34 protein-coding genes and 1 pseudogene are annotated in these 23,861 nt (G+C 69.4%); 7 read left to right on the forward strand and 28 right to left on the reverse strand.

The features are described from left to right. Positions 1-101: 101 nt before the first annotated feature. Complete coding sequence (locus tag ACWKZU_RS05180; protein WP_449281326.1) at positions 102-902, forward strand: CPBP family intramembrane glutamic endopeptidase; 801 nt, start codon at positions 102-104, stop codon at positions 900-902. Between the two features lie 55 nt (positions 903-957). Here ACWKZU_RS05180 and ACWKZU_RS05185 read toward each other — a convergent pair whose 3' ends face one another. The 8 genes from ACWKZU_RS05185 to ACWKZU_RS05220 all read right to left on the reverse strand — a co-directional run bounded on the left by ACWKZU_RS05185 (position 958) and on the right by ACWKZU_RS05220 (position 7,636). Beyond that, on the reverse strand, positions 958-1,641 hold the full coding sequence (locus ACWKZU_RS05185) for a hypothetical protein (RefSeq protein ID WP_449281327.1): 684 nt from the start codon (positions 1,639-1,641) through the stop codon (positions 958-960). Positions 1,642-1,691: 50 nt separating this feature from the next. After that, positions 1,692-2,618, reverse strand: a complete 927-nt coding sequence (locus tag ACWKZU_RS05190) for a homocysteine S-methyltransferase family protein (protein WP_449281328.1) — start codon at positions 2,616-2,618, stop codon at positions 1,692-1,694. Next, positions 2,615-3,388, reverse strand: coding sequence for a phosphotransferase (locus ACWKZU_RS05195; protein WP_449281329.1), 774 nt, complete (start codon positions 3,386-3,388; stop codon positions 2,615-2,617). The genes ACWKZU_RS05190 and ACWKZU_RS05195 overlap by 4 nt, the downstream gene beginning before the upstream one ends. A gap of 245 nt (positions 3,389-3,633) precedes the next feature. Continuing rightward, complete coding sequence (locus tag ACWKZU_RS05200; RefSeq protein ID WP_449281426.1) at positions 3,634-4,281, reverse strand: GTP pyrophosphokinase; 648 nt, start codon at positions 4,279-4,281, stop codon at positions 3,634-3,636. 318 nt (positions 4,282-4,599) lie between these two features. Then, a complete protein-coding gene (locus tag ACWKZU_RS05205) occupies positions 4,600-5,241 on the reverse strand; it encodes a DUF1345 domain-containing protein (RefSeq protein ID WP_449281330.1) in 642 nt (213 codons plus the stop codon). Between the two features lie 81 nt (positions 5,242-5,322). Beyond that, complete coding sequence (locus ACWKZU_RS05210) at positions 5,323-5,550, reverse strand: hypothetical protein (protein WP_449281331.1); 228 nt, start codon at positions 5,548-5,550, stop codon at positions 5,323-5,325. An 80-nt stretch (positions 5,551-5,630) separates the two neighbouring features. After that, entirely contained in the window at positions 5,631-6,134 is a 504-nt protein-coding gene (locus ACWKZU_RS05215; protein ID WP_449281332.1) for a GNAT family N-acetyltransferase, read from the reverse strand. Positions 6,135-6,346: 212 nt separating this feature from the next. Further along, positions 6,347-7,636, reverse strand: coding sequence for a condensation domain-containing protein (locus ACWKZU_RS05220; RefSeq protein ID WP_449281333.1), 1,290 nt, complete (start codon positions 7,634-7,636; stop codon positions 6,347-6,349). A gap of 49 nt (positions 7,637-7,685) precedes the next feature. Between ACWKZU_RS05220 and ACWKZU_RS05225 the strand changes: the two genes are divergently transcribed. Beyond that, the gene (locus ACWKZU_RS05225; protein WP_449281334.1) at positions 7,686-8,483 is read left to right on the forward strand and encodes an alpha/beta fold hydrolase; all 798 of its coding nucleotides are present in this window, start codon (positions 7,686-7,688) and stop codon (positions 8,481-8,483) included. A 79-nt stretch (positions 8,484-8,562) separates the two neighbouring features. Here the strand turns inward: ACWKZU_RS05225 and ACWKZU_RS05230 are convergent, their stop codons facing one another. The 3 genes from ACWKZU_RS05230 to ACWKZU_RS05240 form a co-directional block, all read right to left on the reverse strand. Then, on the reverse strand, positions 8,563-8,772 hold the full coding sequence (locus tag ACWKZU_RS05230; protein WP_449281335.1) for a DUF4287 domain-containing protein: 210 nt from the start codon (positions 8,770-8,772) through the stop codon (positions 8,563-8,565). Between the two features lie 81 nt (positions 8,773-8,853). After that, positions 8,854-9,438, reverse strand: a complete 585-nt coding sequence (locus ACWKZU_RS05235; RefSeq protein ID WP_449281336.1) for a DinB family protein — start codon at positions 9,436-9,438, stop codon at positions 8,854-8,856. 54 nt (positions 9,439-9,492) lie between these two features. Beyond that, positions 9,493-10,095, reverse strand: a complete 603-nt coding sequence (locus ACWKZU_RS05240; protein WP_449281337.1) for a DinB family protein — start codon at positions 10,093-10,095, stop codon at positions 9,493-9,495. A gap of 106 nt (positions 10,096-10,201) precedes the next feature. Here ACWKZU_RS05240 and ACWKZU_RS05245 point away from each other — a divergent pair. Next, positions 10,202-10,675 (forward strand): annotated as a pseudogene (locus ACWKZU_RS05245) (GNAT family N-acetyltransferase); the annotation flags it as partial. Positions 10,676-10,701: 26 nt separating this feature from the next. On the opposite strand, the gene ACWKZU_RS05250 reads toward ACWKZU_RS05245, so the two are convergent. From ACWKZU_RS05250 to ACWKZU_RS05295, 10 genes are all read right to left on the reverse strand, one after another. Next, positions 10,702-11,571 carry an alpha/beta fold hydrolase gene (locus ACWKZU_RS05250; protein ID WP_449281338.1) on the reverse strand — a complete coding sequence of 290 codons (870 nt, stop codon included), beginning with the start codon at positions 11,569-11,571 and terminating at the stop codon, positions 10,702-10,704. A gap of 42 nt (positions 11,572-11,613) precedes the next feature. After that, the gene (locus tag ACWKZU_RS05255; RefSeq protein WP_449281339.1) at positions 11,614-12,024 is read right to left on the reverse strand and encodes a zinc ribbon domain-containing protein YjdM; all 411 of its coding nucleotides are present in this window, start codon (positions 12,022-12,024) and stop codon (positions 11,614-11,616) included. A 169-nt stretch (positions 12,025-12,193) separates the two neighbouring features. After that, the gene (locus tag ACWKZU_RS05260; RefSeq protein ID WP_449281340.1) at positions 12,194-12,460 is read right to left on the reverse strand and encodes a GlsB/YeaQ/YmgE family stress response membrane protein; all 267 of its coding nucleotides are present in this window, start codon (positions 12,458-12,460) and stop codon (positions 12,194-12,196) included. 51 nt (positions 12,461-12,511) lie between these two features. Then, on the reverse strand, positions 12,512-12,682 hold the full coding sequence (locus ACWKZU_RS05265) for a CsbD family protein (protein ID WP_449281341.1): 171 nt from the start codon (positions 12,680-12,682) through the stop codon (positions 12,512-12,514). 93 nt (positions 12,683-12,775) lie between these two features. Then, a complete protein-coding gene (locus ACWKZU_RS05270; RefSeq protein WP_449281342.1) occupies positions 12,776-12,970 on the reverse strand; it encodes a hypothetical protein in 195 nt (64 codons plus the stop codon). A 44-nt stretch (positions 12,971-13,014) separates the two neighbouring features. Further along, positions 13,015-13,629 carry a hypothetical protein gene (locus tag ACWKZU_RS05275; protein ID WP_449281343.1) on the reverse strand — a complete coding sequence of 205 codons (615 nt, stop codon included), beginning with the start codon at positions 13,627-13,629 and terminating at the stop codon, positions 13,015-13,017. After that, on the reverse strand, positions 13,626-14,204 hold the full coding sequence (locus tag ACWKZU_RS05280) for a hypothetical protein (protein WP_449281344.1): 579 nt from the start codon (positions 14,202-14,204) through the stop codon (positions 13,626-13,628). Before ACWKZU_RS05280 ends, ACWKZU_RS05275 begins: the two co-directional genes overlap by 4 nt. Beyond that, complete coding sequence (locus ACWKZU_RS05285) at positions 14,201-14,608, reverse strand: hypothetical protein (protein ID WP_449281345.1); 408 nt, start codon at positions 14,606-14,608, stop codon at positions 14,201-14,203. Before ACWKZU_RS05285 ends, ACWKZU_RS05280 begins: the two co-directional genes overlap by 4 nt. After that, positions 14,605-14,793 (reverse strand): DUF2273 domain-containing protein, encoded by a 189-nt coding sequence (locus ACWKZU_RS05290; RefSeq protein ID WP_449281346.1) that lies wholly within the window; start codon positions 14,791-14,793, stop codon positions 14,605-14,607. Before ACWKZU_RS05290 ends, ACWKZU_RS05285 begins: the two co-directional genes overlap by 4 nt. Beyond that, on the reverse strand, positions 14,790-15,263 hold the full coding sequence (locus ACWKZU_RS05295) for an Asp23/Gls24 family envelope stress response protein (RefSeq protein ID WP_449281347.1): 474 nt from the start codon (positions 15,261-15,263) through the stop codon (positions 14,790-14,792). The genes ACWKZU_RS05290 and ACWKZU_RS05295 overlap by 4 nt, the downstream gene beginning before the upstream one ends. Positions 15,264-15,410: 147 nt before the next feature. Between ACWKZU_RS05295 and ACWKZU_RS05300 the strand changes: the two genes are divergently transcribed. From ACWKZU_RS05300 to ACWKZU_RS05310, 3 genes are read left to right on the forward strand one after another with little or no spacing between them, the layout of a single operon-like run. Continuing rightward, positions 15,411-15,965, forward strand: a complete 555-nt coding sequence (locus ACWKZU_RS05300) for an RNA polymerase sigma factor (protein WP_449281348.1) — start codon at positions 15,411-15,413, stop codon at positions 15,963-15,965. Then, positions 15,962-16,579: a hypothetical protein gene (locus ACWKZU_RS05305; protein ID WP_449281349.1), complete on the forward strand. Its 618-nt coding sequence runs from the start codon at positions 15,962-15,964 to the stop codon at positions 16,577-16,579. Before ACWKZU_RS05300 ends, ACWKZU_RS05305 begins: the two co-directional genes overlap by 4 nt. Continuing rightward, positions 16,579-16,890, forward strand: a complete 312-nt coding sequence (locus ACWKZU_RS05310) for a hypothetical protein (RefSeq protein WP_449281350.1) — start codon at positions 16,579-16,581, stop codon at positions 16,888-16,890. The genes ACWKZU_RS05305 and ACWKZU_RS05310 overlap by 1 nt, the downstream gene beginning before the upstream one ends. A 150-nt stretch (positions 16,891-17,040) precedes the next feature. Here the strand turns inward: ACWKZU_RS05310 and ACWKZU_RS05315 are convergent, their stop codons facing one another. From ACWKZU_RS05315 to ychF, 7 genes are all read right to left on the reverse strand, one after another. Then, the gene (locus tag ACWKZU_RS05315) at positions 17,041-17,505 is read right to left on the reverse strand and encodes a hypothetical protein (protein WP_449281351.1); all 465 of its coding nucleotides are present in this window, start codon (positions 17,503-17,505) and stop codon (positions 17,041-17,043) included. 129 nt (positions 17,506-17,634) lie between these two features. Continuing rightward, positions 17,635-17,937, reverse strand: a complete 303-nt coding sequence (locus ACWKZU_RS05320; protein WP_449281352.1) for a HigA family addiction module antitoxin — start codon at positions 17,935-17,937, stop codon at positions 17,635-17,637. Then, entirely contained in the window at positions 17,924-18,205 is a 282-nt protein-coding gene (locus tag ACWKZU_RS05325; RefSeq protein WP_449281353.1) for a type II toxin-antitoxin system RelE/ParE family toxin, read from the reverse strand. Before ACWKZU_RS05325 ends, ACWKZU_RS05320 begins: the two co-directional genes overlap by 14 nt. A gap of 51 nt (positions 18,206-18,256) precedes the next feature. Beyond that, complete coding sequence (locus tag ACWKZU_RS05330; protein WP_449281354.1) at positions 18,257-18,766, reverse strand: hypothetical protein; 510 nt, start codon at positions 18,764-18,766, stop codon at positions 18,257-18,259. Between the two features lie 317 nt (positions 18,767-19,083). Next, complete coding sequence (locus tag ACWKZU_RS05335; RefSeq protein WP_449281355.1) at positions 19,084-20,856, reverse strand: hypothetical protein; 1,773 nt, start codon at positions 20,854-20,856, stop codon at positions 19,084-19,086. 294 nt (positions 20,857-21,150) lie between these two features. Continuing rightward, positions 21,151-22,089, reverse strand: coding sequence for an AbiTii domain-containing protein (locus ACWKZU_RS05340; RefSeq protein ID WP_449281356.1), 939 nt, complete (start codon positions 22,087-22,089; stop codon positions 21,151-21,153). Positions 22,090-22,126: 37 nt separating this feature from the next. Then, positions 22,127-23,200, reverse strand: a complete 1,074-nt coding sequence (gene ychF, locus ACWKZU_RS05345; RefSeq protein WP_449281357.1) for a redox-regulated ATPase YchF — start codon at positions 23,198-23,200, stop codon at positions 22,127-22,129. 189 nt (positions 23,201-23,389) lie between these two features. On the opposite strand from ychF, the gene ACWKZU_RS05350 reads away from it, so the two are divergent. Then, positions 23,390-23,854 carry an SRPBCC family protein gene (locus ACWKZU_RS05350; RefSeq protein ID WP_449281358.1) on the forward strand — a complete coding sequence of 155 codons (465 nt, stop codon included), beginning with the start codon at positions 23,390-23,392 and terminating at the stop codon, positions 23,852-23,854. The last annotated feature ends 7 nt before the right edge of the window (positions 23,855-23,861 follow it).

A 23,861-nucleotide genomic window follows, 5' to 3' on the forward strand; every position in this document is an offset into this window, starting at 1 on the left:
ATAATTCGGGCTGGAATCCAGATTCATCTGTACGGTTCCACCATTCTCTGCAGGGCACCAGCGATACTCTGCAGCCGGGCGCGCGGCAGTACGCTGAAGCGGTGACCTCGACAAGCGCCCCCACCCGGTTCCGCACGCGACTGCGCTGGGAGATCGGGATCGTGCTCGCGCTCTCCTTCGGCGCCTCGGCGGTCTACGCCGTGGTCGCGATCCTCGACCGCGTGACGCGCGACACCGCCCTCGCCTCGCAGACCGCCACGATCAACCGGCCGCTCGCCGAACGACCCCTCTTCGACCTCGTCTACCAGTTGCTCGCCTTCGCATTCGGGCTGGCGCCGGTGGCGCTGGTCGTGTTCCTGCTGTGGCGCAGCGCCCGCCCGCATCTCTCACGGCTCGGGCTGGGCGCCCCGATGCACGGCGGACGATGGCGGTGGCTGCGCGAGGCGGGCGGCGGCGTGGCGCTCGCAGCGCTCATCGGCATCCCCGGGATCGGGTTCTACCTCTTCGCGAAGTGGATCGGGATCAACACGACGGTGGTGCCAACGGCGCTCGACGCGTACTGGTGGACCGTGCCCGTGCTCGTGCTGCAGGCGCTCCGCGCGGCGCTCGGCGAGGAGCTGATCGTGGTCGCCTACCTCTTCGAGCGCCTGAAGCGCCTCGGCGTCGGACCCGTCGCGACCGTCGTGTCGAGTGCGCTGCTGCGCGGCAGCTACCACCTCTACCAGGGCTTCGGCGGATTCATCGGCAACGTGATCATGGGCCTCGTCTTCGGATGGGCCTACCAGCGCTGGGGCCGCTCGCTCCCCCTGATCGTCGCCCACTGGATCCTCGACATCGTGAGCTTCGCCGCCTACCCGCTCGCGGTCGCGCTGTGGCCGGCGCTCTTCGCCGCCGCCGGCTGAGGTGGCGCCGGCCGAGGAGCCGCCGATGCGGCGGGCGGCTCGCTCGGGATCCCGATCAGGCCGGGCGGAGACTCCGTACGAACGCGTCGATGAGGCCCCAGAGCTCGTCGTAGAGCTCCGGCGCGGCCGCGCAGCCCTCGGCGGGCCTGAGCACCTCGTATTCGCCCTCGGAGACCTGCCGGGCGCCCCAGTTCCCGTCGCACGGCAGCTGGCGGATGAGCGAGCTGTCGAGCCACAGCTCGGTGTTGCCGTTCTCGAGCGTGTAGCTCGTCGAGCCGAACTTGCTGCTGAGGTCGCCGTTGACCCCCCACTGCGGAATCGGCAGCTCCATGGTCTGACCGACCTCGACCTGCGGCACCTCGTCGCCGGGTTCCTCGGGCTCCTCCTCGTCCTCGTCCGGGGTGTCGGGCGTCGAAGGGGTGGACGGCTGAGCGGGCTGCTCCTCGGTCGGCTGCTCCGTGGCCGGTCCCGCGGTCTGCCCCGCGTCGCCGCCGCGGACGATGTTCACCACGACGATCGAGGCGATGATCGCCAGCACCGCCACCAGGCCCACGACGATCCAGGGCTTCGCGGCTCCGGCCGCGCGATTGCGCTTGGGCTTGGGCTCCCGACGCTCCGTCGGGAACTGGGCCGTGCGCACCCGCTCGGCCTGCTCCTGCGCGAGTCGCTCGCGCGCCGGAACCGGCTGGGGCTGGTCCGGCGTCGGTCCGAAGAGTTCCTCGAGTGGATCTTTACTCACGGTCCTACCCTAACCACTTCGGCTGCGTGTGCCGTAACCGGGAGCCGCGGTCAGCGGCGCGCGGCGCCGGACCCGCCGCGAGCAGCGCGCGGGTCGTCGGCGAGCGCCGCGATGTGCGGCGCGTCCGTTCCGCAGCAGCCGCCGAGCGCGGTGGCGTTCGGTGCGTACTCGCGCAGACCGGCCTCGAGCGCCGCGAACCGCTCGGGGTCGTCGCCGGGCCCCTCCTCGCCGTGCTTCGCGGCGTTGAGACGGAACCCGATGATCCGCGAGAGCTCAGGTGCGCCGGCGCTTCGGGCCAGTCCCGCCGCCGCCTCGCTCGGGTGGGCGCAGTTGACGAGGAACCCGATCGCGGCGCTCCCGGTCGCGGCGTCGACCTCGGCGATCCCGTCGGCGAGCGATCCGCCATCGGCGAGCAGTCCGTCGGCGCCCAGCACGAACGAGACCGCCGCCGGCACCCGGACCCGCTGCGCCGCGCGCACGACGCCGATGCCCTCCGCAGCGTCGAGCGTGGTGACCGAGGTCACCCGATCCGCGCCCGATTCGGCGAGCGCGCGCACCTGGGGTGCGTGGTAGCGCTCGGCCTGCTCGGGCGTCATGCGCTGCGAGGCGACGTACTCGTCGTACCGGGGCCCGACGCAGCCGTTCACGAGGATCTCGGGTGCCGCGTCCTCATCCGCATCGTCGGCGAGACCGCGCACGAGCGCCACGGCGTCGGCGTTGACCCGGTCGAGGGCCGGCGCGTCGTACCCGAGCAGCGCACCCCAGTCGGGGTTGGCCCGCCAGGTGGGCGTGTCGAGCACCAGCCCGAGCCCGCGCTCCCGCGCGAGTGCGACGAAGGGACGGTAGTAGGCCCGGAGCGCCTCGCGTCCGGACGCCGTGTCGAGCAGGACGAACGCCGCGAACTCGGGCAGCTCCTGCCCCAGGCGGTCCGTCAGTGCCGTCTCGATGCCGCCGTCGGTGAGTACCAGCTCGGTCATGCGTCGCTCCTTCGTCCGATCTCCTCGCGGATCGCCTCGCGCCGGGTGCCGAAGTCGCGCACCTTCGCCAGGTGGCGGTCCATGATCCCGGCGTCGCGCAGCGCCAGGGTGCCCGGATCGCCCCGCTCGATTCCCGCGCGCCACCGCTGCGCGATGAGCTCCATCCTGGCATCGACCGCGTCGAGCAGCTCGCCGGGGTCGATCCCGCCGTACGCCGCCGCGGCGAGCGCCAGCCTGCGCGCCGCATCGGCGACGGGGATCTCCCGCAGCAGCGGCACCCCGGTCCAGCACAGGAAGGCCAGGTCGTCGACCGGCTTTCCCGGACCCGCGCGATCCCAGTCGATCATGCCGGCGAACCCGCCGTCGGCCACCACCCAGTTGTACAGGCCCGGATCGTTGTGGCAGATGACCTCGTCCACGCCGGGATCCTGCACGCCCTGCCGCCACTCGCGCGGACCCGGCCGGAACCCGCGCACGGTGTCGTGGAAGCGGCGCAGCCAGGCCGCGGCGGCCTCCAGCGCCTCGTCCGACGCCTGCTCGGTCTCGGGGTCGAGGGTCTCCCCCGGCAGGTAGTCGAGCACCTCGCGGCCCTCGTCGTCGAAGCCGCGCACGCGGGGCACGCCGTCGAGGCCGTGCGATCCGAGGTACTCCAGCAGCTCGTGCACCGCCGGCGTCCACGGGCCGGTCGGCCGGTGCACCCGGGTCGCGCCGCCGGGGGTGCCGATCCGCCAGACGCCCCCGGATCCGCCGGGCATGTACTCGCTCTCCACGCTTCGACCCTACCGGTCCGCCCGCCCTCCGGCTCCCGGCCGCCGTCCCCTCTGCCCTGCTTCCCCCTCCCTCTGCCCTCCCTCCCTCTGCGCGCGTCAGTAGTCGTCATCTCACGGCCGGTTTGATGACATCTACTGACGCGCGGAGCTGACGCCCCGGCGCTGAGGCGCCGACGCAGAGGGAACAAGGGGGGGCGAAGGGTGGGGGCGAACGGAGGGGCGAACAGAGCGCGCGCGGGCGCGCGCTACGCGCGGTGGATGCGGGGCTCGACGGCGCGGAGCTCCAGCGGGGCGGTGTGCGTCGGCGGCTCCCCGTGCAGCTGCACGTGCAGCCGCTCCATACGGGTGTCCAGCTCGGCCGCGATGTCGGCCGCGAGCTTGAGCTCGCGGGTGAGGGTGCCCGGCACCTGGCGGTCGTACTTGTAGTAGATCTTGTGCTCGAGGCTGGCCCAGAAGTCCATCGCGATCGTGCGGAACTGCACCTCGACCGGCACGTCCACGCGCCCGCTCGACAGGTACACGGGCACCGAGATGATGGTGTGCAGGCTCTTGTAGCCGTTGGGCTTGGGCGACTCGATGTAGTCCTCGACCTCGAGCACGGTGATGTCGTCCTGCTGCGTGAGCAGGTCGAAGAGCCGGTAGACGTCGCGGATGAAGGCGCAGGTGACCCGCACGCCGGCGATGTCCTGCACCTCGCGGCGGATCTCGTCGAAGTCGTTGCCGAGACCCAGGCGCTCCAGCTTAGCGACGAGGCTGTCGACCGACTTCACCCGGCTCGAGACGTGCTCGATGGGGTTGTACTCGTGCATGTGGAGGAACTCCTCGCGCAGGATCGAGAGCTTCGTCTCGATCTCCTCCATCGCGAAGCGGTACTCGAGCAGGAAGCGCTGCATCCGGTCGCCGAGCGAGCGGAGGGCGCTGGCCGAGATGGTGATCTCGTCGTCGGCGACGCCTCCCCCACCCTGGCCTCTGCTCGGACCTCCCCCCGTCGAGCCCGAATCGAATGTATCGAGTGCAGCAGTGCTCATGACGACCAGCCTAACCACGCTCCCGATGAACGCGCTGAGACTTTTCGGATTGCGTCGCGGCGGTGCGCGGACGGAGCCGACGGGAGGGATAGAGCGCGGCGCCGCAGGGCTGTCGCGGCCGGACCGGCAGCAGCGCGGGCGCGGATCCGCGAGTGCTGTGCGGATCCGGGAGCGCGGGCCCGGTCAGGTGAGACCGGCGATGAGGTTGATCACGGTCGCGATGATCCCCGCCCCGAAGAGATAGGCGAGCAGCGTCTGCGCGACCACGACGCGCCTGATCGCGTTGCGGGTGACGTCGGTGTCCGAGACCTGGTAGGTCATGCCGAGCCCCACGGAGAAGTAGGCGAAGTCGGTGTACTCGGGATCCTCGCGCTGGTTGAAGTCGATGCCCCGCGCGTCCCCCTCGTAGTACACCCGGGCGTAGTGCAGCAGGTAGTCGGTCTGGATGAGCACCCACGACGAGACGACGCTGAGCACCGCGACCGCGGCGAGTAGCGAGGCCTCGATCCCGCTCGTGTTCCGCGCCTGCACGATCACGACCCCCACCGCGGTGAGGCTCATCACGCTGCCGATGATCGCGATGATGCGGGCGATCCTGCGGCCGGGATCCTCGACCGTCGCGTGCTCGCGCGTCGCCGCCGCGTCCATCGGCCAGATCTGCAGCAGCGTCCAGGCGCTGCTCACGAGCGCCAGCGTCGCCCACCCGGCCAGCAGGCCCGCGGCGACCCCGAGCTGCGGTGCGGTCGCCGTTCCCGCGACCGCACCGCACGCGGCGGAGACCGCCCACCGCCACCGCACGCCGCTGCGCGTCGAAGCCTCGCTCATACCCCAGATGGTACGCGCCGGCCGAGCCGAGCGAGAGCGCGCCGCGGCGATGAGACGGGGATCCCGCGCGGCGATCTCGGGTCAGCGCTCGTTCCCCCGCCGGTAGTTGCCGGTGGCCCGGGCGAGGAGCTGCTGGTCCTGCACCGGATCCCGCCCGAGGCGGGCGGCGAGGCGAGCCGCGGAGGCGCCCCGCACGACCACGATCGCGCGCCCGCCGCGAGTGACGTGCACCTCGCCGGACTTCGTGATCCGATACGCGAACGGATCGTCCGCGAGCCCGGGCGGCAGCGGCGCGGCGCGGTTCTCCATGCGGTTCAGCCTAGCGAGCGGAGCGGCCGCTCCGGCCCGGCGTCAGGCACCAGGGGCCGCGCCGGCGTGGCCGGGGAGCGTCACCCGCCGGGGTTCGTCCAGAGCAGCACGCCGTAGGCCTCGCCCCCGGGCACCGGCACGAACCCCAGATCCATGTAGAGCATCTTCGCGCGCATGTTGCGCCAGTCGACCGAGAGGCTCACGCGGGGCACGCTGCGCGCCCTGGCCGCGGCGAGCAGCTGGCACGCGAGCAGCCGGCCGATGCCGCGTCCCCGCCACGGCTCGCCCACCCAGACGCAGAACTCCGGGGTGATCGGGTCGATCCAGCCGTATCCCGGGGCCTCGGCGGGCAGGTAGAGGGCCCAGGCCACGCCGATCGGGGCGCTGCGGCGCTCGGCGACCACGCCGAAATCGCCGCGATCCGGATCGAATCTCGTGTACCGGGCCAGATCGGGACGCTGCAGCACCTGATCCGCGGTGAACAGGTGCGTCTTCCAGTTGAAGTTGCCGAGCGCGGCTTCGAGCAGCAGCCCGTCCTCGCCCGCCCCGAGCGGGCGGCAGGTCACCGGAAGCGCTGCGCCCATGCGTTCATCATCTCTCCGAAACCGCGTCGCGTGCGCGCACACGCCGAGCACGATGCAGCGATCGGGCGCGGGGCATCCGCGGCCCGTGTGTTCGGAGCAGTGCCACCGGCGCGGGATCTCTCCGGCCGGGTGTCCCGCAGGATCTCCGGAGCAGTGCCAGCGGCGCGGGATCTCCGACGCCGAGGTCGACCGCGGAGGTCGACCTCGGCGGATCAGGCCAGGGCCGTGGACTGCAGCCGGCCCACCAGCAGGTCCAGCCAGGCGCCGACGTGCTCCCGCGCCTCGAGCGTGTCGGGGTAGCGGCAGCGCAGGTGCAGCCCGGACTCGTCGAGGATGAACCAGAGCATCACGCCGTCGGTGCGGATCGTCGCGCCGACGTACTGCGCCTCCAGGCCCACGGCGTCGATCCGCACCGGCAGCCGGCGCAGATCCAGCCACGAGATCGCGAACATGCCCGGCGCCTCGGGCATCCCGCCCCAGGGCTCCAGGATCCTCTCGAGCGGCCAGGACCCCAGCCGCACGGCCTCTTTGATCGCCGCGGCGCAGGCCGCGGGATCGGAGTCGGTCGCCTCGATCACCGAGTTCGTGATGAACCACCCCACGGAGTCGTGCCAGGTGTCGTCGTAGCGGCTGTGCACCGGGAACACCGCCCGCAGCGGCGCGTCGGCCAGCTCGCGGGTCACGGCGGTCATGGCCGACACGGCCAGCGAGAGCGTGGAGACCTCGCGCTCGCGCGCCCGCGCGGCGAAGGCGGCGCTGCGGCCGACGTCGAACACGTCGCGCACCTCGACCCGCTCGGGCTGCGGGCCTCCGGCGCCGAGCGGCAGCGGGAACACCGGCATCACGCCCCCGCTCGCCTCGAGCACCTCCGCCCAGCGGCGGTGGATCTCGGCGGGGGCCTCCGGGAGGGCCTGCAGCGCGCGGGTGTGCTCGGCGAAGGCGGGCGCCGGCGGCAGTTCCGCTTCGACGCCGCCGCGCGCCGCCTCGAGCGCTGCGAGGAAGTCGCGTGCGATCACGAGCATCGACCACATGTCCACGTGCGAGTGGTCGGCGCCGATCACGACGGTGGGGCCCGCGGCGGTCTCGAGCACGCACATGCGGTGCGACGGCCGGTCGAAGGGGGCGCAGTGGCGGTCGAGCACCTCGCGGATGGCGTCGTTCACCGCCTGCCCCGGGGCGATCGTGTGCTCCACCCAGGCCCCGGGGGACACCTCGATCTCGTGCAGCTGCGGCTCGCCGCCGGCGCCGGGCACGAAGACCGAGCGCAGGGTGCCGTGGCGCGAGACGACCCGCAGCCACGCGGCCTCGAGCAGTTCCCTCGGCACGGGCTCGTGCAGCCGGAACGACAGCGCCATCCACGAGCCGGCCCGGTCGCCGCCCGCGACGTGCCGCCGCTGATCGAACGAGATCGGGAGCCCGCGGCCGGGGCGCGACATCGTCACGTCGTATCCCAGCAGCCGCCCGAACGGGAGCCGCAGATGAGCCACGTTGGTCAACCGCATAGCGGTACCCTATCCCCTGCAGATCCGACCCGCGTTGTGAGGAGCCCCGATGCCGACGTTCTCCGTGCCCGGAGCCGAACTCGAGGTCGAGCTCAGCGACGAGGGCGGGCACCCGGTGGTGCAGCTCCACGGGCTCACCTCCAGCCGCTACCGCGACCGCGTGCTCGATCTCGACCTCGGTCGGGGCCTCAGCGGCACGCGGCTGCTGCGCTACGACGCGCGCGGGCACGGCCACTCGTCGGGCCGCGCGGAGCCCGCCGACTACACCTGGCCGAACCTGGCCGACGACCTGCTGCGGCTGCTCGACCGCTGGTTCCCCGGTGAGCGGGTGCACGGCGTCGGGCCGTCGATGGGCTGCGGCACGCTGCTGCACGCCGCAGTGCGGGATCCGGATCGCTTCAGCGGATTCACGCTGCTGCTGCCGCCCACCGCCTGGGACTCCCGGATCGCGAAGGCGCAGGAGTACCGCCGCGCCGCGGAGTTCGTCGAGGCGCGCGGTCTCGAGGCATTCATCGACGCGGATCGCGGATCCGCCCGCCCGCCGGCGACCGTCGGCACGCCGGAGACCCGGCCGGAGGTCGCCGAGCGCATCCTGCCGGCGCTCTTCCGCGGTGCGGCGCTCAGCGATCTGCCGCACCCGGAGCGGATCTCCCGGATCGACGTCCCCACGACGGTGCTGGCCTGGGTCGACGATCCCGCCCACCCCGTGACGACCGCCGAGGCGCTGACGGAACTGCTGCCGCGGGCCACGCTGTCCGTGGCCGCGACCCCCGCGGAGGTCTCGACCTGGCCGGGTGCGCTCCGTGAGGACGTCGCGAGGCACGGCGAGGCCCGCGCCGGATCCTGATTCCGATCCAGGATCAAGGGCGCGCGCCGACGCGGAGCTCGATCGGCCCTCGGGCGCCGAACCCGGGAACCTCGAGCTCTCAGGCCCCGTCGTGCTCGGCGCGGAACACGTGCACGAGCGCGTTCGCGTGGCCGTGCCCCATCCCCTGCTCCTTCAGGTAGGCGACCTGATCCATGTGCTTCTTCCCGGCGAGCGGGCGCAGCTGCGCGATCCACTCGTCGATGGACTTGCCGTACTTCGCCTCGATCGACGGGAAGTACGACTTCGGCCCCTGCACCGTTTCGCCCACGACGCCCTCCTTCTGCTCTCGCTCCGCACCTGCCCGGCACGGGTCTCTCGCTCCCGACGCTAGCAGGGCGGGCCCGCGCCGTCACGCACGATCGGCGTCGTGCACGAACAGGTCCCGCAGCAGGCAGATCTCCGAGAGGTGGTGGATCAGCTCGCGGTTGATGTGCAGCACGAGCGCCGCCATCGACCACTCGGCGTACGGCCCCTCGGCCTCACCGCACGCACGCGCGAGCCCGGCCTCGCCGAGCGATTCGACGCCGGCCAGCCAGCGGGCGAGCTCCTCGTCGAGCTGCGCCTGGGCGCCAGCCGCGGTCTCGGCGTACTCGAACGTGAAGTAGTCGACCGGTTCGCGGCCGAAGTGCGAGGCGTTGCGCATGGCCAGCACGCCGACGATCACGTGGCCGAGGCGCCACGCGATCGTGGTGAACGGCGCGGGGTGCGGCTCCGGGATCTCGAACTCGATCGTCATGGCGCCGGATCCGCCCTGCACGGGCGCCGTGCTCTCACCTCGCGGGCGCAGGCTCCAGCATCCGGGCACCGGCTCCCAGAGGTACTCCTCGTCGCTCAGCCCCTCCAGCCGCCGGCGCACCTGGTGCAGCCAGTGCCACTCGACCTGCTCCCTGAGCAGCGCGTTCCAGGTCTCCTGCTCATCGGCGCGAGCGTTCATGATCCCTCCTCCGGTCGGCCCTCCCATCATGACCCGGATCCAGCGCGAGGGCATTCAGCTTTCGTCGCGCCGCCCGGCCTCGCGCGCGGCGCGCTCGATCTCGGCGACGTGGCGGCGCCACCATCCGGCGTCTCCGCCGGGGAGGTTCGAGGCCTCCGCGCGCATGCCGGCCGCCCCGTCGACGAGCTCGCGCAGGATATCGGCGTGCCCCGCGTGCCGGTTCGTCTCGGCGGTGACGTGCACGAGCAGGCGCCGCACGGTGACCCGCTCATCGCCCCACCACGGCACGACTCCCGTGCCGTGCGGTCCGAGTTCGCGCACGGCCGCGTCGTCGGCGCGCCACGCGGTGCGGTAGAGGCCCACGATGAACTCGCGCGACTCCTCGGCGGTGGCCCACATGTCGGCGTTGTCGGGAGCCGAATCGGCGAGCCACGGCGTCTCGAACGCGGGCACGCGCCCCAGGCACTCGGTGAGGTATCCGTGCTCGACGCTCGCGATGTGCTTCACGAGCCCCAGCAGGTTCGTGCCCGTCGGCGTGAGCGGCCGTCGGATGTCGTACTCGCCGAGCCCGTCCAGCTTCCAGAGCAGCGCCTCGCGCGCGTGCTGCAGGTAGCGGAGCAGCAGTTCGATCTCATCCGATTCATCCGAGGAAGACATGCGCACAGCGTATCGAGCGCCTCCGACACCGGCCGGCTGAGCGCAGCGCTCCTCCCACGCTGTTCGAGCGAGCGGAGCGGGTCGAGATCGGGGCCTCCGACCCGCGCACCCGACCGCTCCGCTCGCGGCGATCCTGCAGGACGCCGAGACGATGGCGGCGTACGAGGGCCCGTTCGACGACGCGGAGGTCGACGCCTGGCTCGCGCGCATGCGGGAGCGCTACACCGAGGACGGCTTCGGGCTGTGGGCGGTCGTGCTGCGGGAGAGCGGTGAGATGATCGGACAGTGCGGCCTGACGTGGCAGTGGATCGACGGCGAGCGGGTGCTGGAGGTCGGCTACCTCTTCCAGCGCGCGCACTGGCACCTCGGATACGCGACCGAGGCGGCTGAGGCGTGCCGCGACCACGCGTTCGACGTGCTCGGCGCCGACCGGCTCTACGCGCAGGTGCGCGACACCAACCTGCCCTCGATGAACGTGGCGATCCGGCTCGGGATGACCGTGCGGTCCCGGTTCGTCAAGCGCTACCGCGGCGTCGACATGCCGCATCTGGCGTTCGCGGTCGACCGCCCGGCCGGCTGATCGAGCGCGGCGATCCCGCCGCCCTCCTACCGGGAACTCTCGGCCAGGAGGAAGGCGCGCAGCGCGGCGATCACCTCGTCGGGTTTCTCCGAGTGCACCCAGTGGCCGGCACCGCGCACCGTCATGCGCCGCGTGCGCGGGAAGAGCTCCCGCATGGCCGGTCCGTCCTCGTCCGAGACGTAGTCGGACCGCTCGCCCCGGATCCACAGCACCGGTCCGTCGAAGACGCTGCCGCGCAGATCCGGGAAGCCCATGACCGTGGTGATCTCGTCGTGCAGCAGACGCAGGTTCGGCTCCCAGACCAACTCCGTGCCGCCCCGCTCCGAGGGATCCCCCGCCTCCGCTCGCCGCAGGTTCTGCAGCAGGAAACCGCGTACGGTGTCGTTCGGGATCGACTCGCGCAGCCGCTCGTGGGCGTCGACGCGGCGCTCGAGCGTCCTGAGGTCCAGGCCGGCGAGCGCGCTCAGCAGGTGCTCGAAGTCGCTGCGCGACGACGCTGACGCCGCCGGTGAGATGTCGATGACGACGAGCCTGCGCACGAGGTCGGGATGGCGCAGGGCGAGCACCATGGCCACCTTGCCGCCCATGGAGTGGCCCACCACGTCGACCGGGCCGCCGCTCGCGAATCCCTCCCGCAGATGCGCCGCCACGAGATCGGCCATCTCGACGTAGTCGACGTGCGCGGTCCAACCAGATCGGCCGTGGTTCGGCAGGTCGACCAGCAGGCTCTGCGCGTCGGGCAGCAGGCCGGAGGCGATCCGGGTGAAGTTCTTGCCGCGCCCGAAGAGGCCGTGCAGGAAGACGACGCGGTGCGGTGCGGCGGCGGGCTGCCCGGCTTCGGGCTGCTCCGGGCCGACGGTCGCGGAGTGCAGCGGGCGCGAGAGCTGGTCGGTCACGCCCTCAATCTACCGCTTCGCGGCGGCCGGGGCGGGTGGGCCTCAGGAGACGCGCTTCACCACACTCGACTTGAGCTGCAGCTTGCCGAAGCCCGGCACCCTCGCGTCGATGTCGTGATCCCCCACGCCGTCGGCGATCAGGCGGATCCCGGTCACCTTCGTGCCCGCCTTGATGGCGCCGCCACCGCCTCCGGAGACCTTGACGCTCTTCACGAGGGTCACGGTGTCTCCGTCGCTGAGCACGTTCCCGACGGCGTCGCGCACCACTCCCGCGGTATCGGCGTCATCCGCGGCGTTCTCGGCCTCGTCGGGTGCCCACTCGTGCCCGCACATCGGGCACATGAGCAGCGCCCCCTGCTCGTACGCGTACTCGCTCGCACACTCGGGGCACGGCGGCAGCTGAGGCTCAGCAGCACCGTCCGGTGCCGCGCCGTTCGCGGAATCCGCATCCATCTCTTCAGCACCGCCCTCTTCTCGACGCAGCCGTGGGGCGCTGCGCGGTCGCCTCACTATACCGCCACCAGGGCGACGGTCCGCTCGGCGCGGACCGGAACAGCGCCGAACGACCTCGAGACCCGGCGCGCACAGGCGACGCTGAACTCGAGGCCGTTCGCGCCGAGCGTCAGCTGCTCTTCCGGCGTCCCGTGATGAGGCCCCAGATCAGGAGGACCAGAATCGATCCCCCGATCGCGAGCGCCCAGGTCTGCAGCGAGAAGAACTCCTCGAGACTCGCGTCGAAGAGCAGGCTCCCGAGCCAGCCGCCGAGCATCGCGCCGACCACTCCGAGCAGGAGGGTCGCGAACCAGCCGCCGCCCTGCTTCCCCGGGAGGATGAGCTTCGCGATGGCGCCCGCGATCAGACCGAGGAGGAGAAAACCGAAGAATCCCATGGTGTTCCTTTGCTTCAGATGTTCATGTCGTGACGGCTTCCGGCCGGCCTGCTACTTGAGGGCGTCCTTGACGTTCTCCCCGGCCTGCTTCAGGTCCGCCTTCGTCTGATCGGCGCGGCCCTCGCGCTGGAGCTCGTCGTCGCCGGTCGCCTTGCCGGCCGTCTCCTTGACCTTTCCGACGATGTCCTGCACGGCGTTCTTGATCTTGTCCTCTGCACTCATGTGCTGCGTTTCCTTTCTGGTGTGCGCGTACCCCGGATGGGGCGTACGCGGGTGATGCGACGCGGCTCCCCGGATCGGGACGCCGCACGCGACCTAGCCGGCGAGCTTCCGGGAAGCCCGCTTGAGCTGCTTCTCGGTGCGCTTCCGCGCCTTCTTGAGAGCGGGGCTGTTCCAGGTCTTCCTGGCCCGATCCCGGATCTCCCGGTATCGGCCTCGTCCGGCCTGCGCCCCGAGCACGTAGCCGAGTACGCCCGTGCCCGTCGCGAGTAGCACCGTGCTGAATTTCATCTGTTCTCCCTCTTTCCTCTGTTTCGCAGTGCGGTTCTTCGGAGCTATCGGGTCCCGCGCGTCACGCCGGCCCGGGTGCGGATACCGCCCGCGATGTCGATCACCACGGGAAGCTCCGCACCGAAGACCTCATCCCACCTGGCGACGATCTCCTGCACCTGGCGGGCGATCCTGGCCGGGGATGCTCCCCTCCTCGCCGCCAGCGAGATCCGCAGGGCCTCCGTGTTCCGCAGCGTGTGACCGGTGACCTGCACCGACAGCACATCCGGGTCCGATCGGATCGCCTCGGAGAGCGATTGCTCGGCCAGGCCCAAGTCGATGAGCACCGCTCCCTCCACCGCGCCGTCCGACCCTCCGCGCCGCATGATCCGAGAGGTCCGTCCGCCGCCCTGGCCCGCCATGACCACGACCGCGATGATGACGAACAGGAGCAGCGCTGCCAGCAGCACCAGCCAGATCCACGAGTGCCCGAGGAGTTCGAGCCGCGTGCTCGCCCCGAGCTCCCGGATCGCCTCGGGCGCCTGCGACACCGCCGTCCCCCATCTCCCGCTCTGCTCATCGCTCCGCCCGAGGAGCAGAGCGGCCGCTCCGGTGGCCGCAAAGAGCGCACCGAGGACCAGGAGGATGCTGCGGTTGAGCCATCTCGGTGTCGTGTTCATGCCCCCACCCGCCCTCTCTCGCCGACGCGGACCCGGCCCCTGAGCGGCGGCCTCAGGTCGTACTCCGCGATCTCGTCGTCCATCGCCGCGGCGGCCCGTGCGCGGTCGACGGGCACCCCCGACACCGGCGTGATCGCCGCCTCCACCGAGCCGCGACCCACGCTGACCCGCACCTGCTCGCGCGGCACCTCGACGGCGTTCGAGAGCCTGCTCGCGATTCCCGATGCGATCACGCGGTCATCGACCAGGATCGCGGTGCGGCCCGCCAGGCGGGAGTGCTTGCCCCGCCGTCCCGGCAGCACCGCGCAGAGCAGCAGCGCGGCGCCGATCAGCAGCAGCAACGCCCCCGCTGCCGCGAGGCCCCCGCCGGGGATCTCCATCGCGCGCAGGGCCCCGAACGCGAGTTCGACCGGCGAGAGCAGGATCGCTCCGGCCTGGAGCAGGTGCAGCACGATCTCGGTCCCGAGCCACACGGCGAGGACGACCAGCGCCGCGAGCACGGTCACGACCGCCACCGAGCGAGCCGAGTGGCTCTCCCGTCGGATGACCCGGCGGTACAGGCGGTTCCGCGTCATGAGACTCTTCCTCTCTCTCGGATCAGCGCCCCGGTCGCCTCGAGGGTGACCGCTCCGACCCGGTGACCGGAGAGCGCGGTCACCTGGTCGGCGATCCGCACCCGCGCACGCTCAGCGCGGAGCACCACCGGCTCCGCGCGCGGCAGGTCGCCGGGACGAAGGTCCGTCCGGGTGAGCGGCCGAACGATCATGGGCGACTGCACGCGGATCCCCAGCTCGCCCGACGCGTCCGAGACCGAGGCCCGCACCTGTCGCAACGGCACCTCCAGAACGGTCGCGGCGATCGCGGCGGTGAGCTGCGTGAGCGCCCTCCCCGTGATCCTCGTGCGGCCGGGCAGCCCGCCGGTAGGCGCGGCATCGGCCGAGGCCGAGGAGCGCGCCGGAGCGCCCGTCTCGCCGGTCATGATGACCGGCGGCCGCGGAGCGCGTCGGCCACTACGCGCACGTCGAGTCTGCCGTCGAGTATTCGCACGATCCCCGCCCCGACGGCCATCGCGACGGCCACGAAGAGGAAGGCCCAGAACCCGAGCACGATCCAGGTCAGCGCGAGGACCGCCCCGACGGCCATTCCGACAGCCGTGCGGCTCATCGGACTCGAACCTCGCCATCGCGTCCGGCCGTCTCATCCGCGTCGCGCCCGTCGTCGTCGGAGGGCACGTGCACGTCGCTGATCGTGACGTTCACCTCCGCGATCTCCATGCCCACCAGTTCCGTGACGGCCTTCGCGACCGCCTCGCGCACGCGATCCCCGAGCTCCTGCAGGGGCACCGGGTACTCGGCGACGAGGGAGATATCCGCCGCGACCTGCGTCTCGCCGACCTCGACGGACACGCCCTGGGAGAGATCCGTGTTGCCGACCGCATCCCGGACCGCACCCACCATCCTGGCGACTCCGCCCCCGAGCGCGTAGACACCGGGGATCTCGCGCACCGCGATTCCCGCGACCTTCGCGACCACGGAGTCGTCGATCACGGTCTTGCCCTGGACGACGGTACCGGGCGCTGCGGCCGGGCGCACTGCTGCGGGAACGGTGTTCTGTGCGTTCTGGTTGGTTGCCATGTTCCTACCTCTTTCGTGTGTTGGTCGCACCCCACAAGTCGTTGCCACTGCGCGAGGCCGTGGCCTAGGGTTGCCAATGAGACGGGGGAAGTCTCTCGAATGTCACAAACTCGTCTCACTTATTTTTGGCGATGGATGGGAGAGCCGGTGCCAGCAGGTGCGCTCGAAGACGCTTCGGACGCGTTCCTCGTCTCACGCTCGACGGACGGAGATGCCCGGGCCTTCGAGGTGCTGCTGCGCCGGTACGCAGGTCTCATGCGCGCCTACGCGATACGACTCACCCGCTCCCCCGCCGACGCGGACGACGCGGTGCAGGAGGCCTTCATCACGGCGTGGGACACTCTCGATGCGCTGGAGGATCCGGCCGCCGTGAAGCCGTGGCTGATGCGGGTGGTCAGCCGCAAGTCGATCGATCGCGTGCGCGCGCGCCGCGGCGATTCCGCGCTCGAGGATTGGGAGGCCCCCGCCCCGGCCGACGCGGGTCCCGAACAGCGGGTCCTCGTCCACTCGCAGCTCGAGGCCGTCGCCGAGATCCTCGACCGCCTCCCGGAGGTGCAGCGCCAATGCTGGGTCCTCCGGGAGACGGGCGGGTACTCTTACCAGGAGATCGCTGAGGAACTCGACGTTCCGTTGCCGACGGTCCGCGGTGCGCTCGCGCGCGCTCGCCGGGCCCTCGTACGAGGATTGGAGGATTGGGCATGAATGCGGAGCCCCCTCCCCACGGTCCTCGAGACGGATCGCCCGAGAATCGGCCCGAGCTGATCGGAGGGTTCACCTTCGACGAGCTCTCCGAGTACGTCGATGGCGGGCGCGATCCACGGCGCCCAGAGATCGAGCAGAACGCCGAGACCAGGCACGCGGTGGCGCAGCTGGAGCGGATCCGGGCGCTCGGGGGCGAACTGCTCGTCGCCGGCACGGAGCCGGAGCTCGACGAGTCCTGGTTCCAGGGTGTGCTCAGCAGGCTCTCGCGAGAGGTGCGCGCCGGCCGAGACGTGCCGATCTCATCCGCCGACGAGTCCACGAGGCTCACCGTGTCGGAGGGGGCGCTCCGGGCGCTGATCCGGGACACCACCGATGCACTGGGCGACGCCGTGGTCGGGCGCACACGATTCGACGGCGATCTGACCGCGCCGGGGGCGCCGATCGTCGTGCACGTCGAGGTCGCCGCCTACGCCGACACGCGCCTCCCCGACCTTGCCGACCGCGTTCGCGGAGCCGTCTGGGATGCGCTCCAGACGCACACCGAGCTGGAGGTCACCGACATCGACATCGCCATCACCGATGTCCTTCTGCGGCGAAGAGACGGAGGCTCGTGATGAGCGGGATCGATACCACCGGCGCAGCCCTCGCGCAGCTCATCGTCGACGATGCCGGGATCAAGGAGATATTCCCCGCACGCGGTCTCGCGGCGGCGTCGGCGCTCCTCTCGGGCGAGCCGGCTCCGCTCGTGCAGGTCGTCGAGGACGACGCGGGAACCGAGATCACGGTCACGCTCTGCACCCGCAGCTCCGTTCCGACCCCGCAGACGCTCCGCCGCATCGCCGACCGGATCGCCGAGCATCTCGCCACGGAGAAGGGCGGCGATCACGCCGTGCGCGTGCGACTGCACGTCAGCAGCATCGACTGAAACGCGCAATCGCGACCACCGTGCACGGCCGCCATCGCGCTCGCGCAGCTCCTCGTCGGCGATCGCAGTTCAGACGGGCCTTTCGGCCGGACACCTGCGCCTGAACCGCGATCCACGACCTGAGCGGCGGGGCGCTCCCTGCGACCGGCGCTAGTCCCGGCCGGCGCGACGCAGCTGCGATCCGGCGGCCGCGAGGAAGATGCCGAGCCCGGCGGCGAGTGCGCTCACGCCGTACGCGAGCACGGAGGTCATGAGCGAGGTGCGCAGCGCCGCGGCCGTCGAGAGCGCCGAGCTCTGGTTGCGCAGCTCGCGGGCCTCGTCGCTGCCCGAGTCGACGCCGCGCAGCGCGTCGCTGATGTCCGCGAAGGTGCGCCCGCCCGCTCCGCGCTCGGCGTTGCCCTTGATGACGAGCGCCTCGACGTACGCCGTGGCCGGCCCCTGCACCGGCTTGCCCGCCAGCACCGGCGCGTTGCCCGGCACCGTGATCTTCTCGTCGCGCAGCTGCTTGGTCACGGCGCACCAGGCGCCCGCCCCGGCGACGGCGAGCAGAGCCCCCGCGGCGACGGCGAGCCCTCCGGCCCGGCGGAGCGAGGAGGCGGAGCGGTCCAGAGTCATCATCGATCCTTTCGTCACCGACGCGCCGAAACGGGCGTCGTCACACGTTGAAGCGCCATTCGCAGAGGTACGTCTGCTGAGAAGCCTCGATCGCTCCCTCAGAAGACGCCTCTACCCGGAGGTATTCTCTCAGGCGGCACGCAGCGGAGCGATACCGGCGATCTCGTCGGCAACGCGATCCTCGGCCAAGTCAAGATCGTAGCGCACCTGCAGGTTCATCCAGAACTGCGCGGACACGCCGAAGTACTTGCTCAGGCGCAATGCCGTATCCGCGGTGATCGCGCGCTTGCCGTGCACGATCTCGTTGATGCGACGCGGCGGCACTCCGATCGACACCGCGAGCTTGTGCTGGGTGATACCGAGCCCCTCGATGAAGTCTTCCATCAGCACTTCTCCGGGGTGAATCGGAGAGAGCCTGTCAATGGTAGTCAACGATCTCCACCTCCTCTGGTCCAGCTTCGGTCCACACGAAGCAGATACGCCACTGGTCATTGATCCTGATGCTGTGCTGCCCGGCTCGGTCGCCCTTCAGAGGCTCGAGCCGGTTTCCCGGCGGAACGCGGAGATCGTCAAGCACCTCCGCGGCTCCCACCTGACGAAGCTTCCGCAGTGCAACCGAATGAATCCGAGGATCGATCGACCGCACGCGTTCGCGTCGCCACAATCGCTCGGTGTCCTTGTCGCCGAACGACCTGATCACGGAACCATGATATAACGTGAAGCGTTAATAACGCCAGGCGTTAAGAACCGACTACCCAATCATGTAGACCATGCCTCGACCGTCTGCAACGAGCCCAGCCACGAATTCGCGTGCCCGCCGCAAGTACTGCATCGCGTACGCTTCATCGCGCCTGTCCACCGCCGCCGAGCCCCGGAGGATCCGCATCGCCTCACCACCGATGAGGTCCGCCGGATCTCGCTCGATCTCAGGAAGGTCCCCAGGGAACAGGGGACCCACGTATGACTCCCATCCCATAGAGTGCATCGTCACTTCTCCCTCGAACATCGCACAGGCGGGTCTCGGAGGCCCGCCGAGCTCTCGCAGACCCGTCAGGAACTGCAGCTCGCGCCAAGCCTTGTCGAGATAGAGCATGTCCCGCTCGGGCACAGCCTGCTCGAAGTTGGTGCAGCTGATGGCTGCGTGCGGCTCGAGGCCCCACGCGTCGGCGAGAGGATCGCTCGAGATCAGGCTGCGTGGGTCTGTCCGAGCCTGGTCGCTCAGCCCGGGGTCGAATGCATATGCGTAGTGTCTGATGCCCATGGATCGAGTCTGCATCCGCGCACGCAGACGCCGAGAGCGAATCAGACCATCTGTGAAGAACTCACGACACCGACGGGCTGTGAGCGAACCTCGGCTCTGCAAACAGATAACAGTCCTGGTGGCAACCGCTCTGGCCCTAGACGTTGAAGCGCCACTCGCAGACGTTACATCACAGAACAGCCTCTACAGGATCTTCTCTACCTTCGTTACCGTTCTCTGAGGCCGACCAAAAGAACTGGCTGCCGAGCTCCAGGACACCATCGGAAGCCAGGTTGCTCGCGATACCGGCCGCAAGTGCCGCCCTTCCTGATCATGTTTCAGTTGGTCAGAGTGTTATCGAGGTGTGAGCCGAGATACCCGACCGTCAGGTATCCGACTGCCGAGTAGGTGTCGTCAAAGTACATGCGAGGTGCGACCCCAGTGAGGTTCGACAGTTTCACGTGCGCAACCATCTGCCGCCTACCAGAAGGATCAACTTCCTCATCGACCGGAAAGAACCTCTGAGCCCCGAGCTTGCCAGTCTTCGTGGTTTCTCCCTCTGACCACGCGACCTTACCTATGCGTACGAGGCCACCATGAGCACTCGACCGGATGTAGTTGCTGAGTGATCCGTCAAAACCACCGGTCCTGCGCATCTTTGAATACGCGTCAAACGTCAGCAAGGTGTCCCAGACCTTTACGACGGCTGCTTCACCGAGCATCGAATGCTCATCCAGACCGCACACTTCTTCTCGATCGCCGGTAAACCGGACACCTTCAAGCTGCCCAGCGTTCTGCAGGTCACCGATTCGATCGATGAGCTCACCGAAACTGCTGGGGTAGTCATCTTCGGATTCATCTCCGACGTCTGCCCAGGCAGCGGCCCCCGCACCTGCTGCCACGAGTTCGCTTTGTAGATACTCCACGCGTTTCGCGAGCTTCTCGATCTCTCGACTGCTGCGCGAGAACTTTAAGTAGGAGTCCTCGGCCTCCATGCGCTCAAGCTCTGCTTCCTCCTGCGCCATATCGCGCTCGGCACTGAAGCGAGCAATGTCGCGCAGAGCCTCGTGGGCCATCTCCTCAGCGTCCGAAAGCCGCATTCGCAGATCGGTGGCCTCGGCCTCGAGTTCGACGAGTCTCGCCTCGGTGGTGAGATCTCGCGACTCAAGTTCCGGACTCTCCTGGTGCAGCACGTCGAACGGCTGCATCCGCCGCTTGCGGAGAAACTCATAGTCGGCGACGCGAAGCGCCTCCGGTAGCTTGATTTCTCTGAGTCGCTTGATCTGCGCGTTCCGAAGAATCCGGCGAATCCTACGCTCATCTGAGCTTTGAAATGTGGCGGGAAGCATCAAGCGGTGGTTGATCGAATCATGCACATCGGAGAGATCAGCACCGGGAACGAATGTACGCATACCCCCAGCAGGCACCGAGTGGCCAGCCTGCGCATAGCGGTTGAATTCCGCCCGGGCCTCGGGCGAGAGAACGAAGCCGACCGCGAGACCCTGCATCGCATAGCTGCGGTCATCGGATATCGTGATCCATTCCTCGACGGTGACGCCTTCTGGCGGGGCCGTCACGAACACCGCTCCAAGTCTGGTGTCGTCCTCAAGAATGCGGATGAGCTGCTCAACATAGGAGGCCGCAGGAACGGCCTGGAAACCAGTCTTCGGCTCCGCGAGACCGTCCCGCATCTCCACTTCCTCAAGCAGAGTCGCAACGAATCCTGGTGTTCCTGAGTACTGCACGTCTTCCCGGGACTCACTGCCCCCATCGCGGACAGTGAGCGTAGGCGGCTCGATGTCCACCCAGAACCAGAGTCGTCCTTCAGCCACTACAAGCGTGATGTGCATCACCGCTGTTCTCGTCGTCGAAACGACGTTGGATCGCTTCGGCGGATCCCACTCTTCGACAAGCTCCCAGCGCAGGCCTGTGGAGGTCTCAGTCGAGAAACTACTCGCAGTGAGTGTCGCTCCTCGGCGATTCTCAACAGTGCCCTCGGTCGGCATCGATGGGAATCTCTTCCCCAAGACCCACTTTTGAAGCACCCCGACGATTCGGTCCAGATTGCCCGTGGTTCCCTCGGTCGTGAGAACCGTTCTGTATCCAAGCAATGCTGTTCCTCCTCAATTTCGGTGCCCTCGACGACGACATCCTGGTTATGCCAGGGTACCGATCGGGACCGACATTCGTTCCGTTCATGAGCCACTGCTCATACGCACGCTGTCCACGATCACGCCTTGCAACACATGCCCAACAGTGTCTAATACAAGCGAGCCCCGATGGCAGAGAACACCACACCCCAGATTAAGTCCGGCTCAGGGGTTATCGAGACCACCGAGGTAGTGGAGCCGAAACGCAACGGCTTCGACCGGCGAGGACCAACTCACTCAGTAGCGGCACCGGGCTTATTTGGCTTCCGTTTCCCCGTAGTCGGTCAACGTCAGAATCTCCCCGAGTGCAACGTAGGTCTGGAGGAAGACGAAGCGAGCTTCATCCACGGTTACGTCGGCGTGCGTCCCGGCCGAGCACCGCCCGTACAAGTCCGCGAGCGTCCGCCTGAACCGATCCCGACGTCCCTTCGCGATGCCCCGCTGGTGGGCGTACGCCTGCAACCTATTCAGCACGTTCTGCGCCCCGACCGCCAGCATCGCCTCTTCACCAATGGCGTACGGCTCCACCTGAGCCGGGAACACATGGTCGGCAACCGAGTCGATCAGTCTCCGACACGTCGTCAACGCTTGGCTAACTGACTCCGGATCGCCGTCACGAAGCCGATCCGACACTCGCTCAATCTTCTCTAGAGCGGAGCCGCTCGCCTCCGCCAACGAGCCGTCAACCTTGCTCTGAGTGTCGGCGAACAGGGTGGCCTGCAACTCGCTGAACAGCAGTTCATGGTAGATCTCGGCCACCATGTCGTAGATGACAGCGACCACTTGTCCGGCAATACCGGCCCACACGCTGGCATTGCGCGCTTGCTGACTGATGCGGGTGTCGTGATCGCGGGACGCCAGCGTAATGTAGTCCCCGGAGTAGTTACCCCCACCCTGCAGGGCCGTGATGGCCTGTTGCGCGGCTTCGAGTCCCGCCTCCACCTTAGCGATGGATTGCGGAAAGAATTTGCCGTCATCGTCCTCCGACGACCGTCCGGAACGCTTGATCCACTGGGCCTCTGACCCCGTGTAGCCGTTGCGCTCGGCGGCAAGAAACTCGCTCAACTCGTCGTGCCCGACTAGCCGAGCGATACGGCTCGCCTTCAGGACAATCTCCGACGCTTTCAGACGCTTCAACTCGATGTCTGCCAGCAACTCCTCGGCGACCCGGAGTGCCTCTTCCTGTCGTCCCATGGGCCAATTAGATCACACGCTGCCGACGGCAAAGACGTTAGAGCGCGAAACGCCACTCGCAGACGTCGCCGTCCTGCATCACGTAGTCCTTGCCCTCCATGCGGGCCTTGCCCTTGGCGCGGGCGTCGGCGACCGATCCCGCCTCAACCAGGTCGTCGAACGAGATGATCTCGCCCTTGATGAAGCCCTTCTCGAAGTCGGTGTGGATCGCGCCGGCGGCCTGCGGCGCGGTCGCCCCCTTCTTGATCGTCCACGCGCGGGCCTCCTTGGGGCCGGCGGTGAGGTAGGTCTGCAGGCCGAGGGTGTCGAAGCCGACACGGGCGAGCTGATCCAGCCCGCTCTCCTCCTGACCGATCGAGGCCAGCAGCTCCTTCGCGTCCTCGGCGTCGAGCTCGATGAGCTCGCTCTCGATCTTGGCGTCGAGGAAGATCGCCTTCGCGGGCGCCACGAGCGCCGCGAGCTCGTCGAGCCTGGCGCGATCCTGCAGCACCGCTTCGTCGACGTTGAAGACGTAGAGGAACGGCTTCGCGGTGAGCAGACCCAGTTCCTTGATCGGCTCGAGGTCGATGCCGGCGTGCGAGAGCACCTTGCCCTCGTCGAGCGCCGCCCGGGCGGCCTTCGCCGTCTCGACGACGGAGGCGTCGATCTTCTTGTTCTTCAGCTCCTTCTCGAAGCGCACGAGCGCCTTGTCGAGGGTCTGCATATCGGCGATGATCAGCTCGGTGTTGATCGTCTCCATGTCGCTCGCGGGGTTGACCGCGCCGTCGACGTGCACCACGTCGGGATCCTCGAAGCCGCGCACCACCTGCGCGATCGCATCGGCCTCGCGGATGTTCGCGAGGAACTGGTTGCCGAGGCCCTCCCCCTCGCTGGCGCCGCGCACGATGCCGGCGATGTCGACGAAGCTGACGGGCGCCGGCAGGATCCGCTCGGAGCCGAAGATCTCCGCGAGCTTGTCGAGCCGCGGGTCGGGCAGGTTCACCACGCCGATGTTCGGCTCGATCGTCGCGAACGGGTAGTTCGCCGCGAGCGCGTCGTTCTGGGTGAGTGCGTTGAAGAGGGTGGACTTGCCCACATTGGGGAGTCCTACGATGCCGATAGTCAGAGCCACGAGGGTCCAGTCTACCCGTCGCACCCGCACTCTGCGCGGCTCCGGGTGCCGCTTCCGCCACCCGCCCGAACCGCGCGAGCGAAATGCGGAGTCCCGATTCGCCGCCTCGCCGTGGACTCGCCTGCGGCGAAGCAGCCGCTCGGGCCTCCGCGTTTCGGAGAAGACGGGCGCGGGGACCAGAATGGATCCGTGGCCACGGTGATTCTGGAGACGCGGATAGCGGCGCCGATCGAGCGCTGCTTCGCTCTGAGCCTGTCGGTCGACGCCCACTCCGCGTCGATGAGCCGGCACGGCGAGCGTGCTGTGGCGGGGGTCACGAGCGGCGAGATCGGGCTCGGCGAGACCGTCACGTGGCGGGCGCGGCACTTCGGGCTGCCGTTCAGGCTCAGCTCGAGAATCACCGCCCACGAGCGGCCGACGCGCTTCGTGGACGAGCAGGTGCGGGGCCCGTTCCGGCGGTGGTGGCACGAGCACCGCTTCGTCGCCGAGCCCGGCGGCACGCTCATGATCGATCGCATCGAGTTCTCAGCGCCCGGCGGGCCGATCGGCCGCCTCGCGGAGCGACTGCTGCTCGAACGCTACCTGGAGCGGCTCATCGAGCGGCGCAACCTCTGGCTCACGGGGGAACTGGAGCGCGCCGCGCGGAGCGGCTGAGCCGGGC

Source organism: Leucobacter sp. (genome assembly GCF_053528595.1).

Bases quoted from the DNA above. Each gene is read 5' to 3' on its own strand.
- ACWKZU_RS05190 (WP_449281328.1), bottom strand. From the start codon at position 2,618: ATGACCGAGCTGGTACTCACCGACGGCGGCATCGAGACGGCACTGACG.
- ACWKZU_RS05200 (WP_449281426.1), bottom strand. From the start codon at position 4,281: ATGCAGCGCTTCCTGCTCGAGTACCGCTTCGCGATGGAGGAGATCGAG.
- ACWKZU_RS05205 (WP_449281330.1), bottom strand. From the start codon at position 5,241: ATGAGCGAGGCTTCGACGCGCAGCGGCGTGCGGTGGCGGTGGGCGGTC.
- ACWKZU_RS05210 (WP_449281331.1), bottom strand. From the start codon at position 5,550: ATGGAGAACCGCGCCGCGCCGCTGCCGCCCGGGCTCGCGGACGATCCG.
- ACWKZU_RS05215 (WP_449281332.1), bottom strand. From the start codon at position 6,134: ATGGGCGCAGCGCTTCCGGTGACCTGCCGCCCGCTCGGGGCGGGCGAG.
- ACWKZU_RS05220 (WP_449281333.1), bottom strand. From the start codon at position 7,636: ATGCGGTTGACCAACGTGGCTCATCTGCGGCTCCCGTTCGGGCGGCTG.
- ACWKZU_RS05225 (WP_449281334.1), top strand. From the start codon at position 7,686: ATGCCGACGTTCTCCGTGCCCGGAGCCGAACTCGAGGTCGAGCTCAGC.
- ACWKZU_RS05235 (WP_449281336.1), bottom strand. From the start codon at position 9,438: ATGAACGCTCGCGCCGATGAGCAGGAGACCTGGAACGCGCTGCTCAGG.
- ACWKZU_RS05240 (WP_449281337.1), bottom strand. From the start codon at position 10,095: ATGTCTTCCTCGGATGAATCGGATGAGATCGAACTGCTGCTCCGCTAC.
- ACWKZU_RS05255 (WP_449281339.1), bottom strand. From the start codon at position 12,024: ATGGATGCGGATTCCGCGAACGGCGCGGCACCGGACGGTGCTGCTGAG.
- ACWKZU_RS05260 (WP_449281340.1), bottom strand. From the start codon at position 12,460: ATGGGATTCTTCGGTTTTCTCCTCCTCGGTCTGATCGCGGGCGCCATC.
- ACWKZU_RS05265 (WP_449281341.1), bottom strand. From the start codon at position 12,682: ATGAGTGCAGAGGACAAGATCAAGAACGCCGTGCAGGACATCGTCGGA.
- ACWKZU_RS05270 (WP_449281342.1), bottom strand. From the start codon at position 12,970: ATGAAATTCAGCACGGTGCTACTCGCGACGGGCACGGGCGTACTCGGC.
- ACWKZU_RS05275 (WP_449281343.1), bottom strand. From the start codon at position 13,629: ATGAACACGACACCGAGATGGCTCAACCGCAGCATCCTCCTGGTCCTC.
- ACWKZU_RS05280 (WP_449281344.1), bottom strand. From the start codon at position 14,204: ATGACGCGGAACCGCCTGTACCGCCGGGTCATCCGACGGGAGAGCCAC.
- ACWKZU_RS05285 (WP_449281345.1), bottom strand. From the start codon at position 14,608: ATGACCGGCGAGACGGGCGCTCCGGCGCGCTCCTCGGCCTCGGCCGAT.
- ACWKZU_RS05290 (WP_449281346.1), bottom strand. From the start codon at position 14,793: ATGAGCCGCACGGCTGTCGGAATGGCCGTCGGGGCGGTCCTCGCGCTG.
- ACWKZU_RS05295 (WP_449281347.1), bottom strand. From the start codon at position 15,263: ATGGCAACCAACCAGAACGCACAGAACACCGTTCCCGCAGCAGTGCGC.
- ACWKZU_RS05305 (WP_449281349.1), top strand. From the start codon at position 15,962: ATGAATGCGGAGCCCCCTCCCCACGGTCCTCGAGACGGATCGCCCGAG.
- ACWKZU_RS05310 (WP_449281350.1), top strand. From the start codon at position 16,579: ATGAGCGGGATCGATACCACCGGCGCAGCCCTCGCGCAGCTCATCGTC.
- ACWKZU_RS05315 (WP_449281351.1), bottom strand. From the start codon at position 17,505: ATGACTCTGGACCGCTCCGCCTCCTCGCTCCGCCGGGCCGGAGGGCTC.
- ACWKZU_RS05330 (WP_449281354.1), bottom strand. From the start codon at position 18,766: ATGGGCATCAGACACTACGCATATGCATTCGACCCCGGGCTGAGCGAC.
- ACWKZU_RS05340 (WP_449281356.1), bottom strand. From the start codon at position 22,089: ATGGGACGACAGGAAGAGGCACTCCGGGTCGCCGAGGAGTTGCTGGCA.